Origin of the sequence: Longimicrobium sp., from assembly GCF_036399935.1 — a bacterium.
Classification (GTDB): Bacteria; Gemmatimonadota; Gemmatimonadetes; order Longimicrobiales; family Longimicrobiaceae; genus Longimicrobium.
This window is the reverse complement of the sequence record NZ_DASWMD010000011.1, coordinates 1-10,609: the sequence shown is the minus strand read 5'-3', so window position 1 is coordinate 10,609 and position 10,609 is coordinate 1. Positions and strand designations below refer to the sequence as shown.

Genomic DNA, 10,609 nt, shown 5'->3' with positions numbered 1-10,609 from the left:
TTCCGGCGCCACGGTGGGGAAGTAGCGGTAGGCGCGCCCCTCTGCCTCGTGGCGCACGAACCTCTTCTCCTCCAGCGTCTGCAGCGCCGACAGGACCGAGGTGTAGGCCAGGTCCTCGCCCAGTTCCTCCCGCACCTCGCTCACCGTTCCCGAGCCGCTGCGCCACAGGATGCTCATCACGTCCAGCTCGCGCGGGGTAAAGCTGATCTCGTCCATGGAGTCCCTTGCTACGGGTTCTTCCGTAGATTAATCACCGTGCTCGCCCCTGTCAACTGTTTTTTCCGTAGATGGGGGGACAGGCCGCCGACGCGGCCGGTCGGTGCCCGGCCGCGTTGTCACGATCGCCTTGCGTGGGTGAGGAACTTCGCGGGGCAAGGGCCAGCGCCGGGGCAGCGGGGCACTTCGGGGTGTCCATTCCCGGGGCGCGCGGCCGGTCAGCCCGCCACGGGTTCCCCGCCGCTCCCCGGCACCACGATCCGCAAGGCGTGGCTGTGGCGCGGGCTACCTGCGGGTGAGGTCGGGGGCGCTCGGTGGAACCAGGCCCGCGCCGCCCTGACCGCGAGGAGCTCGCCTCATGCGTCTCGGAGGATGAGCATTCGGCGGGTACGCCGCGGCAGGGGGCTACCCGGTGGGATCAGGGAAGAAGATGTCCTCGATGCGCCCGTCGAAGATCCGCGCGATCGCGAAGGCCAGCTCCAGCGAAGGCGAGTATTTGCCGGTCTCGATGGCGTTGACCGTCTGCCGCGACACCGACAGCTGAGCCGCGAGGTCCGCCTGTGACCAGTCCCGCTCGGCGCGAAGCACCTTCAGGCGATTTTTCATTGATAGCGGTGCCTCGCGACGACGATCCCCCCCATGTAGAAGAACGCGAACATGGGCCAGACGTGATTGTAGCTCCAGTCCTGGAAGTTCAGTTCGACGGCACGCTGCACCAGCCCCAGTGTCGTGAGCAGCAGAAGGCCGAGCGGGAAGGCGATCGCCAGCGCTTCCAGCTGAATCCGGCGCTCCAGTTCGTCGGCCAATCGAACGGAACGAATGAATCGCCACAGGAACAGTGCGAAGACAGGTGCAGGCGCGAACGCGATCGCGAGACGCGAGCTTCCCGACAGCGCAGAGTTCGCCTCGAGGTAGAATCGCGCGGCAAAGTAGAGCGTCAGCCACACCAGGAACAATGCGAGGATGCCGCGGTCCGACGGGCCTCCGGATGATTTCTCCATCATGCTCTCTCCTTTTCAGCGGGGGTAGGGACCCCCTGGTTCGGGGCCGCCGGCGCCACGCGCGACAGCCAGTCGGTAATGTGCCGGAGCACCGTCGGCGCAATCGTCTCCTCGATCAGCATGTACTCGTCCATCGTTCCGCGAGTCGCCGTTTGAAGCATGTGGTTCACGCCGGGAACGAGTTGCAGCGTGAGCAGCCGCCGTCGCTCCCCCCTGAACAGGCGATTGAAAGCAGGCGCGCTCTGGACAGCAGGAACCTGCAGGTCCAGGTCGCCCAGGACGGCAAGCAACGGGACGTCGACGCGGCGAAGGAACGTCGCGGGGTCATGGAAATACACGGACCTGAACCAGGCGCTCTTCCAGAATTCGACGCTGGCGGAGTCCTGGGCGGGTGTACGCCCGCGCAGGAGCGAATCCGCGGTCGCGCGATCGGCGCCGGACAGGGAGCGCAGCCAAGCACCCAGCACGCGATCGACGGCGTGGGCGAGAGAATCATCCGCCGGCCTCGCGTCCAGAACGGAAAATACGCGTGCATTCAGCACCGAGTCGACGCGGATGGTGCGTGGCGTTGCGCCGGAAGCGCGTGCCAGCGCCGACCGTTGGGCCGCGAACACGGCGCGGCCGCCGACCGAGGGGGCGCCCAGGAGGGCCACGAAGGCAACCGACCGATCACCGGCGGCAACGACGGGAGCCACGTACCCGCCTTCGCTGTGGCCGATCAGCCCGATGGCCGCGGTGTCGATTTCCGCGGTTCCCCTCAGGTAGTCGACCGCGCCACGTACGTCGTCGGCGATGTCCATCAGCGTAGAGGTGCGAACGTTGCCGGTGGATCCACCCGTGCCGCGATCATCCACACGCAGCACCGCATAACCGTTGCGCGTGAGCCAGTCACTCAGGACCAGGAAAGGCTTGTGGCCGGCAATCGTCTCGTCGCGGTCCTGCGCACCGGAGCCGCTGATGAGAACGACGCCCGGGTGGCGGCCGTGGGACCGCGGCAGCGTCAGCGTTCCCGCGAGGCGAACGCCGGGTGCACGGCTCGCGAAGCGCACTTCTCGCTCATCGTACGGGTAGGGCCGCACCGGCTCCTGGGGACGTCTCAGCGTCGGCGCCTCCGCGCCGCGATGCATCAGGATCTCATGCGTGATCCCGTTCTGCACGAGTGTCCCGGCGCGCTCGACCGAAGAGCCACGCGCAAGCGCGATGCGGAGGTCCATGTATGCGGCCTCCATCACCAGTGAGTCGCCCATCACTCCGACGGACGTCATCGGCAGGTTCTGCTGTCCCTGGTCAGGGCTGTCGAGCTGACCGACCAGGTGGCCGCACGGCCCTCCCTGAAGCCGTGCGACGACGCGGATCACCCCACCGGGGCCGATCGACGTATGCCACACCCCCTCGTCGCTCTTCCCGGCCTGCGGCGGACCCATCGCCCGCACCACGGCCGTGGCAGGGCCCGCGGCGCGAGCCAGCGTCAGCGTACCCGAAGTCCCGGACATCGTGAGCGTCGTCAGCCCGTCAGCCGAAACCATGTGTACGGAGGCGTAGAGGCTGTCGCCCGCAGCATCTGCCCGCTTCAGCCCCACTGCCCGCGGGGGACGGGAATAGACGTGGACGGTGGCCGCCTCGCCGCTCTGCTCCACGATGACGCGGCGCAGACTGCCTGCCGATCCGATGAACCCCTCGTAGCACGGCGAATCCGGTTGCCCGCGCACGGGAGAGACCGCCGTAAGCACGGCCGCGACTACGGGGATGAGGGTGGTGCCTGCGGGTGACATAAGCTCCTCGCCTCGTGAATGGTAAAGCAACAAGAGCATTATGCCATTGATGGTGGCTTTTTGTCAAGTATACTTAACTGGATCGATCCATCGGGTATTCCGGCGGCACCGTCTGGAGTTCGGCGGCTCCAATTCACCCCCATCCGCCGGACGAACGACGGAGCCCCGGCGCTGGCGTGCGCCGGGGCTCTCTCGCGTCGGTGCCCGTCCTGCAGGCAGCGGGCCGGGGGTTGCCGCGGGATCGTTCGACGCCGTGGATGCTCCCCGACCCGTGCCGCGGCGTGCCGAGCCGGCCACGGCGTGCCGGCGGGCTCAGGGCCGAGCCGCGGCCGATACCCACTCCGGGACCGGGGGCTGCACCCCGGGCTCCTGGCCGCGCGTGATCGCCCACCGCTGGATCCACGACGGCCCCCGGGCCCCGACGTAGCGGTCCGGCAGCCGGTACGCCGCGTCTTCCAGCGCCGCCTCGAGCGTGACGAAGCGGTAGCCGCGCCGCTGGATCATGCGCAGCAGCGGTTCGGCGTGGTCGGCGTTCAACGCGTTGGCGTGCAGCAGGAGCACCTGCGCCGGCTCACGGCCCAGCACTTCCCCCGAAAGCCGTTCGTAGAAATCGAAGATCTCCTCCATGTAGCGGACGTAGTCGGCGCCCAGCCGGAGCATGGCGGCGGTGTCGCCCCGGGCGGCCGCGCGGGCGTATGCCGCGGCGTACAGGTACTCGTCGTTGTCGATGGTGACCGGCGCGACGGCATACCCGTGGTCGGCGAGGAAGCCCTCGAACGCCTCCTTGGCCCGCAGGGTTCGGCCCGTGTTGAGCGTGGGGTGGCGGACGTACCGCGGGCGCCCGCCGCGCCGCTCCATCAATTCCCGGGTAACGCGCTCGCCGCGCACCACGTCGGCCTGCATGTCGGCCAGGCTGGCGTCGTAGAAGCGCAGGTGCGAGTACGTGTGGTTGCCCAGGTCGTGCCCGGCCGCCAGCCACGCCTCCAGCAGCGCGGCGCGTGCGGATTCCTCGCCCGGCACGTCGTCGAGCTTGGTTTCGTTGACGAAGCCCGTGGCAACCACCCCGAACCGCGCGAACCCGCCCAGCAGCTCACGGGTAATCCTGCTCATCTCCGCCAGGCTCCGTGACTGCGTGGCCGGGAGGTCGTCGACGGTGATGGACACCGCACGTACGGGCGTGGCCCCGGCAGCCGCGCGGGGCTGCGCATCCGCGGCGGGAGCGCCCTGGCGCTCTCCGCCGGGAGCGACACAGGCCACGAGGGCCGCGGCGGTGAACAGGGCCAGCGTCCAGGGATGGCGGCACGGGCCGCTCATCAGCAGACTCCCGCGGGCGTCCGCATCTCGTAGATGTGCCACGTTCGCCCGCGGCCGGGGAGGCGCATCCGCTCCACGAGGCCGGCGTAGCGAAGCCCGCTTCCCAGCGACGGAGCCTGCGCTCCGGAGGAGCGGTTGCTGGTGAAGTAGAGGGTGGCTCCGTCGGGCGAAAGGATGGCCGACGTTTCCTGCGAGGGCGAGTTGATGGGCGCCGGAAGGGCGGCGGGTTCCGTCCAGCCGCCCGCGGTGCGCCGCGTGACGAACAGGTCGGTCCCTCCCAGGCCGGCGCGGTTGGAATCGAACACTAGGCAGTCGCCGTCGGCCGACACGAAGACCCCCGCCTCGCGCCGGTCGGTGTTGACGGGCGGCGGGAGCTTTTCGGCTGGGGCGTAGCCGTCGCCGGCCGCCCGCGCGGACCACAGGTCGGAGCCGTCCGGGCCGCTGCGGCTGAAGTACAGCGTGCCGTCGCGCGTGAGCGCCGGATACAGCTCGTTGGCGGCGGAGTTCACCTGCGCGCCCAGCCAGCGCGGCGTTCCCCACCCGTTCCCCTCGCGGGTGACCGTCCACAGGTCGTAGTCGTGCCTGGGCTGCCCTCCCGGCGGCGGCCGGCGCGAGGCGAACACCATCCGGCGCCCGTCCGGCGAAAGAATGCCTTCCGCATCCGAGTGCTCTCCGGAGAACGGAACGATCTCGGGGGGCCCCCACGTATCGTCCCGGCGCCGCGACTGCACGAGCGCGTACTCTCCGTCCCCCACCTCGATGGTGTAGATCACCGTCCGCCCGTCCGGGGTGAACGTCGGCCGGTAGGTGGTGGCTTCGCCGATGGTGACGACGCCGGGCGAGAAAAGCCGGGGCTCCGCGCCGGGCGGAGCGGCCTGCGCGGAGAGCGTGGCCGCCCCGGGAACCGCCAGCATCAGGATCAATCGTTTCATGATCGGCCTTGGAAGGGGGTGCGTCCTGCCATGGTGAAATTTCACCATGAACGTGGTGGCGGGTGCCACCCCTGTCAACACCGACCTTCCTCCTGCCGCAGCCGTCCCCCTCGCTCGGCCTACCCGAGAACCAGAAGCCGCGCAGGTTCCCCGGGCCAGAAGGTGCTCACCGGGTTCCCAACTCCCCCGATCGCGCGGCCCGCGCCAGGACGTCGAGCGCCGCTTGGACCGGGGGCGCGAGCACGCGGGAGCGGTGGACGACCGCAAGCTTCGCCGCACCGCGGGATCCGGCGATGGTCCTGGCCGCCACGGCACCGATCACCGCCTCCCGGGCGGATTCGGGCGCGATGGTGATTCCGAACCCCGCCGTGACGAGACTGGCGATCATGGCCCATTCCGTGGCTTCGCGCACCACCCGGAGCGAAAAGCCCGCATCGCCGCACAGCCGGGTGATGAAGTCGTGAAGCTCCGGGGCCCCCGCGCGCCGGAAGAGCACCACGGGCTCGTCGCGCAGCATCTCGGGGGTGACTTCCGCCTCCCGCGCCAGGGCGTGGCCAGCCGGCACCACGACCACCAGCGCCTCGTCGAGCAGCGGGACCGCGGTAAGGCCGGGGTGGTCCGCGGGCCCTCGTACGATCGCAAGGTCCAGCTGGTCGGTCTCTACCGCGTGCAGGGGTGCCACCAGGGGGTGCTCGTACAACTCCACCGCCACGTTCGGAAGATGCTCGCCCAGGGAGCGCAGCACCGCCGGCAGGATCGCGATGGAAGCCGATGCGGCGAAGCCCAGGCGAACGACCCCGAGCTCGCCCCGCGCGGTGCTTCGGGCGGCAGCCACGCCACGATGTGCCTGGTCCAGCACGCTGCGCGCGTGGCGCAGGAACACCTCGCCGACCGCCGTCAACTCCACCCGGCGGGTGGTGCGGCGCAGAACGGCCGCACCCAGTGCTTCCTCCAGCTGCCTCAGGTGCTGGCTCAGCGCCGCCTGCGCCACGCCCATTCGCGCGGCGGCGCGGCGGAAGTGCAGTTCGTCCGCCACCGCCACGAATGCCCGCAGGTGGCGGAGCTCGATCCGGCCGTCGTTCTTCATACTGATCACGAAAACGCATCAATCCGGGGATCGATTGCCACTGTGCCGATCAATGTACTGCTGGTAGCTTTCATCCGCCTCCTTCTTCGCCCCGACACCAGGTACCATGCGCGCTCCCTCGGTTTCAGGAACGGCCGCAAAGCTCCTCGCCTGCGCGGGGCTCGTCTCCGGCCTGGCCGGCACCGCCCTCGCCCAATCCGCGCCCGCCGCCGACTGGACGGAGATCGACTCGGTCGTCGTGCGCGAGATGCGGCGCCAGCCCGTGCCCGGGGCATCGATGGCCGTGGTGGTGGGCGACAGCGTGGTCCTGCAGCGGGCGTACGGAATCGCAAGCATCGAAACCGGCCTTCCGGCCACGCCCGACATGGTTTTCCGCGTGGCCTCGGTGACCAAGATGTTCACGGGGCTGCAGGCGGCGATCCTTGCCCGGGCCGGCGTCGTTTCGCTCGACGCGCCGATTGGTCAATATTCCGCGGGGCTGCACCCGGCCCTGCGGGCGCTCACCCTTCGGCAGCTGCTCTCGCACACGGCGGGGCTTCGGGATGCCGCCCCGGCCCTCGGCAGCCGCGACGATTCGGCGCTGGGCGCGGCGGCGCGGCGGCTGGGCGCCGATGCGGTGTTCGCCGCGCCCGGGGAGCTGTACTCCTACTCCAACGCGGGTTTCATGCTGGCGGGCGCGGTGCTGGAAGATGCTGCCGGCGTGCCCTTCGCCGAGCTGGTGGCGCGCGACATCCTTCGGCCGCTGGGAATGGAGCGATCGTCGCTGCGGCTGGTGGAGGCGGTCACCTACCCGTTCGCGCTGGGCCACGACCGCGACCCCCAGACGGGGGCGGCCCGCGTGATTCGCCCGGCCCCCGACGCCGCCGAGATGCTGCCGCGTGCGGGGGTCTTTTCCACGGCGCCGGACCTCGCGCGCCTTGCACAGGCAGTGATGGGTGGCGGCGACCCTGGCGCCCTCGCGGAAGGCGCGGCAGCCCTTGCCACGTCGCCGATCGCCTCGGCTCCGGGCGGGGAAAGCGCGCAGCGCTATGGGTTGGGCTTTCGGGTGGTGACCACGCGCGGCGAGACCGAGGTGGGGCACTACGGCGGGGGCCTCGGCTACGGTGCGGTCGTACGGATGATTCCGTCCACGCGCGTCGGGGTGATCATCCTCGCCAACCGGACGGGTGCACTCCTGGACGCCGGCGCCACGGCGGTTCTCGCCCGCCTGGTTCCGGACCGCTCGCCGCCCGCCGAGCCTTCCGCCACCCCCGCCGAGTATCCCCGCGCCACCGCGGAGAACGCCGGGCGCTACCTCAACATGCCCGGCGAGCCGCTGGAGTTCGTGGCGGACTCCGGCGGCCTGGCCCTGGTAGACGATGGCGAGCGGATTCCGCTGTACCAGGTGGGCCCCGGCGTCGTGGCGATCCTGGATCCCTCGGGCCGCGTCGCCCAGCCGTTCATCTTCGCGCGGCGGGCGGGCGGCTCTCCCTACGTCTTTCTGCTGGGGCGCGCATTTCTGCGCGAAGAGCAGGACAGCCCTCCCCGGCCGCGCTGACCGTCGTGCGCGGCCAGGACACGCGATCGTGTTGACACACGCGGGGTGCGGCGCGATCTTCGAACGGTGATATTTCACCAGAAAAGCGCCTCGGCGTCGCAGGCGGCGGCCCCGGCCACCACGAATGCGCCCGAACGATGACGACCGAACCGGAGCAGCGGGGGCTCAGCCGCCGTGAGCGGGAGCTCATGGACGTGGTGATCCGCCGCGGCCACGCCACGGCCGCCGAGATCTGGGGCGACCTTCCCAATCCGCCGACCCTCGACGCCGTGCGCTCGGCGCTGCGCCTGCTCGAAAAGCGGGGCCACCTCTCGCACACGGGTGACGGGCCGCGTCACGTCTATCACGCGGCCCAGCCCGCGGAGCGCGTCCGGGAGTCGGCCCTACGGCACGTGATCTCCACCTTCTTCAACGGCTCACCCGAGCGCCTGGTCAGCACTCTCTTCGAGACGAAGGACGTCAGGCCGCGCGGCAGCGCGCTCGACGCCCTCGCCGACCTCGTCGAGCGTGCAAGGGCGGAGGAGCGGGAACCATGAGCACCTTCCTATCCGAGCTGCTGCTCCGCGGGCTTCTCCTGGTAGCCCTCGCAAGCGTGGCGGCGCTGCTGCTCGCCGCCGCGGCGGCGCGTGCCCGCGCCTCCCTCTGGCAGACCACGACCGTCCTCCTCGCGTGCCTTCCCCTGCTGATGGTGGCCCTTCCCGCGTGGCGTGTGGGCGTGCCGGTCCACCGCGTGGGGATCGGGCTTGCCGGATGGGAGCCGCGCACCGGCGTCGACGGCGCGGCTGCCGGCTGTCCGTCCGCGGACGCCGCCTGCGCCGCCGGCGCCCAGCCCGCTGGCCGGGAGCGGAAGGGCGGTGCGCCGTGGGCCGTCCTGTGGACGGTGGGGGCGCTGGCGCTGGCGGCGCGAACGGCGGGCGGCGTTCTCACGCTGCGGTCGCTGGCCCGGGGAGCCGCCGAGGTCCAGGCCGGCGGCTGGGTGTCGATCCTGGACGACGCCCGGCGGGACGCCGGGATCGGCCGGCGCGTTCGCCTGCTGGTGGCGGCCGGAGAGACGGCGGTGCTGACCTGGGGGGTGCGGCGGCCGGCGATCCTCCTCCCCGCTTCGGCGAGCGCGTGGTCCGCGGAGCGCATGCGCGCGGTGATCCTTCACGAGCTGCAGCACGTCCGCCGCCGAGACGCGCTGTACGACGTCGCCGCGCAGGTTGCCCTGGTCATCCACTGGCCCAACCCGCTGGCCTGGTACGCGGTGGGCCGCCTGCGCAGCGAGCGCGAACGGGCGTGCGACAGCGGAGTCGTCGCCGCCGGCATCTCTCCGCTCTCCTACGCCGGCCACCTGGTGGATCTCGCCCGCACCATGAACCGGGGCGCCTCTCACGGCTTGGCGGTGATCGGGGCCGGCGCCGGGTTCGAGGGGCGCGTGGTGACCCTGATGCGGCAGCGGCCCCCGGCGGTCGGCGGCCGATCGATCGCCTGGATCGCCGCCGCCGCCGCCGCGCTGCTCGGTACCGGATCGGCCGTCGTTCGTCCGGAGCTTTCGTTTGCGGCGCCCGCGAGATTCGTCACGGATGTCGGTGGCTCCGACGCCTCGTATCTGTCGCGCCACTACGGCATTCCCGTGGAGCTTTCGCGGACGATCAGCAGGGCGGCTGACGCGGAGGGCGTCGACCGCGTGCTGGCCCACGCGCTGGTGCACGCGCAAAGCGGCTTCCATCGCGAGGCGGCCGGGCCGGGAGTGGGGCTCACCCGCATCACCCCCGCCACCGCCGCCCGCCATGCGCCGGGAGTCACCCCGGCCCGGCTCCGCGAAGACGAAACGAACCTGAAGGTGGGGTTTCGCTACCTCGCGGCGTTGATCCGCCACTACGACGGCGAGGTGGACGCCGCGCTGGCGGCGTACCACCTGGGGCCCGGCGTGGTGGGCGCCAGCCGTGGGCCGGCGAAAGCCGCTTCCGGCGCCGAGCGCTGACCGCGTGGCGTTCGTGATGACGCCCCCTCAACGTACTTGGGGGTAGGCCGGATACCGCACGCGGAGCTCCAGGCCGCCGGGATGGGGGCCGGTGTTGCGAAAGGTGACCGGGAGGGTGTCGCAATGCTCCGCGGGGCACGCCGCCACGTCGAAGTGCAGGTGAGGTCCCCTGCTGTTGCCGCTGTCGCCGCTCAGGGCGATGGGCTGGCCCTGGCCCACCACGTCACCCTCTGCCACCAGCGCGCCCCCACGCGTCAGGTGGATGTACCGGGCGAAGGTGCCGTCCCGGTGCCTGACGACCACCTCGTTCTCCGGGCCGGCCAGCCGGGTGCCGTCGGCGAACGACTCCTCGACTGCCACGACCCGCCCCCCGCGCGCCGCCACGACCGTATCGCCGGCGGGCATCGCGAAATCATGCGCGTACCGATACGGGCTGGCGCTTCGGTGCGATCCCACGGAGCAGTTCCCCTGGCTCACCGGGTACGCCCGGCCCGGCGGGTACGGCAGCACGTACGGCGACCTGGACTGCTCGGGATACGCGCTGCAGTCCGCGGCTGCCGCCGAGGGCGGGCGGCCGGCTGGCGCGCAGCCAGCGTTCGCTCCGCCGAGCCCTGGAACACGGCGTCGCGGATGCGGGCCATGACGCTGCGCCCGGCGTTTTCCGGCGCCACGGTGGGGAAGTAGCGGTAGGCGCGCCCCTCTGCCTCGTGGCGCACGAACCTCTTCTCCTCCAGCGTCTGCAGCGCCGACAGGACCGAGGTGTAGGCCAGGTCCTCGCCCAGTT

The 10,609-nt window shown here is 71.2% G+C and carries 12 protein-coding genes; 3 read left to right on the top strand and 9 right to left on the bottom strand.

Features of this window, described 5'->3' with window-relative positions:
* The 7 genes from VGB24_RS03865 to VGB24_RS03835 form a co-directional block, all read right to left on the bottom strand.
* A partial coding sequence (locus VGB24_RS03865; RefSeq protein WP_331071643.1) for a BlaI/MecI/CopY family transcriptional regulator occupies positions 1–216 on the bottom strand: 216 nt, incomplete at its 3' end.
* A gap of 405 nt (positions 217–621) precedes the next feature.
* Positions 622–822 carry a helix-turn-helix transcriptional regulator gene (locus VGB24_RS03860; RefSeq protein ID WP_331071642.1) on the bottom strand — a complete coding sequence of 67 codons (201 nt, stop codon included), beginning with the start codon at positions 820–822 and terminating at the stop codon, positions 622–624.
* Entirely contained in the window at positions 819–1,220 is a 402-nt protein-coding gene (locus tag VGB24_RS03855) for a hypothetical protein (RefSeq protein WP_331071641.1), read from the bottom strand. The genes VGB24_RS03860 and VGB24_RS03855 overlap by 4 nt, the downstream gene beginning before the upstream one ends.
* Positions 1,217–2,947, bottom strand: coding sequence for an alpha/beta hydrolase family protein (locus tag VGB24_RS03850; RefSeq protein ID WP_331071640.1), 1,731 nt, complete (start codon positions 2,945–2,947; stop codon positions 1,217–1,219). The genes VGB24_RS03855 and VGB24_RS03850 overlap by 4 nt, the downstream gene beginning before the upstream one ends.
* A 354-nt stretch (positions 2,948–3,301) precedes the next feature.
* Positions 3,302–4,303, bottom strand: coding sequence for a polysaccharide deacetylase family protein (locus VGB24_RS03845; RefSeq protein WP_331071639.1), 1,002 nt, complete (start codon positions 4,301–4,303; stop codon positions 3,302–3,304).
* Entirely contained in the window at positions 4,303–5,235 is a 933-nt protein-coding gene (locus VGB24_RS03840; protein ID WP_331071638.1) for a hypothetical protein, read from the bottom strand. The genes VGB24_RS03845 and VGB24_RS03840 overlap by 1 nt, the downstream gene beginning before the upstream one ends.
* A 166-nt stretch (positions 5,236–5,401) precedes the next feature.
* Positions 5,402–6,322, bottom strand: a complete 921-nt coding sequence (locus VGB24_RS03835; RefSeq protein WP_331071637.1) for a LysR substrate-binding domain-containing protein — start codon at positions 6,320–6,322, stop codon at positions 5,402–5,404.
* A gap of 106 nt (positions 6,323–6,428) precedes the next feature.
* Here VGB24_RS03835 and VGB24_RS03830 point away from each other — a divergent pair, with 106 nt between their 5' ends.
* The 3 genes from VGB24_RS03830 (at position 6,429) to VGB24_RS03820 (ending at position 9,825) form a co-directional block, all read left to right on the top strand.
* Positions 6,429–7,859, top strand: coding sequence for a serine hydrolase domain-containing protein (locus VGB24_RS03830; RefSeq protein ID WP_331071636.1), 1,431 nt, complete (start codon positions 6,429–6,431; stop codon positions 7,857–7,859).
* A 137-nt stretch (positions 7,860–7,996) separates the two neighbouring features.
* The gene (locus tag VGB24_RS03825; RefSeq protein ID WP_331071635.1) at positions 7,997–8,395 is read left to right on the top strand and encodes a BlaI/MecI/CopY family transcriptional regulator; all 399 of its coding nucleotides are present in this window, start codon (positions 7,997–7,999) and stop codon (positions 8,393–8,395) included.
* Entirely contained in the window at positions 8,392–9,825 is a 1,434-nt protein-coding gene (locus VGB24_RS03820; protein ID WP_331071634.1) for a M56 family metallopeptidase, read from the top strand. The genes VGB24_RS03825 and VGB24_RS03820 overlap by 4 nt, the downstream gene beginning before the upstream one ends.
* A 27-nt stretch (positions 9,826–9,852) precedes the next feature.
* Here VGB24_RS03820 and VGB24_RS03815 read toward each other — a convergent pair whose 3' ends face one another.
* Both VGB24_RS03815 and VGB24_RS03810 read right to left on the bottom strand, forming a co-directional pair.
* Positions 9,853–10,281 (bottom strand): M23 family metallopeptidase, encoded by a 429-nt coding sequence (locus tag VGB24_RS03815; RefSeq protein ID WP_331071633.1) that lies wholly within the window; start codon positions 10,279–10,281, stop codon positions 9,853–9,855.
* A 17-nt stretch (positions 10,282–10,298) separates the two neighbouring features.
* Positions 10,299–10,609 (bottom strand): BlaI/MecI/CopY family transcriptional regulator (locus VGB24_RS03810; RefSeq protein WP_331071632.1); only part of this gene is annotated, 311 nt, incomplete at its 5' end.

Coding starts and splice junctions, on each gene's coding strand:
- VGB24_RS03860 (WP_331071642.1), bottom strand. CDS start 822: ATGAAAAATCGCCTGAAGGTGCTTCGCGCCGAGCGGGACTGGTCACAG.
- VGB24_RS03855 (WP_331071641.1), bottom strand. CDS start 1,220: ATGATGGAGAAATCATCCGGAGGCCCGTCGGACCGCGGCATCCTCGCA.
- VGB24_RS03845 (WP_331071639.1), bottom strand. CDS start 4,303: ATGAGCGGCCCGTGCCGCCATCCCTGGACGCTGGCCCTGTTCACCGCC.
- VGB24_RS03840 (WP_331071638.1), bottom strand. CDS start 5,235: ATGAAACGATTGATCCTGATGCTGGCGGTTCCCGGGGCGGCCACGCTC.
- VGB24_RS03835 (WP_331071637.1), bottom strand. CDS start 6,322: ATGAAGAACGACGGCCGGATCGAGCTCCGCCACCTGCGGGCATTCGTG.
- VGB24_RS03830 (WP_331071636.1), top strand. CDS start 6,429: ATGCGCGCTCCCTCGGTTTCAGGAACGGCCGCAAAGCTCCTCGCCTGC.
- VGB24_RS03825 (WP_331071635.1), top strand. CDS start 7,997: ATGACGACCGAACCGGAGCAGCGGGGGCTCAGCCGCCGTGAGCGGGAG.
- VGB24_RS03820 (WP_331071634.1), top strand. CDS start 8,392: ATGAGCACCTTCCTATCCGAGCTGCTGCTCCGCGGGCTTCTCCTGGTA.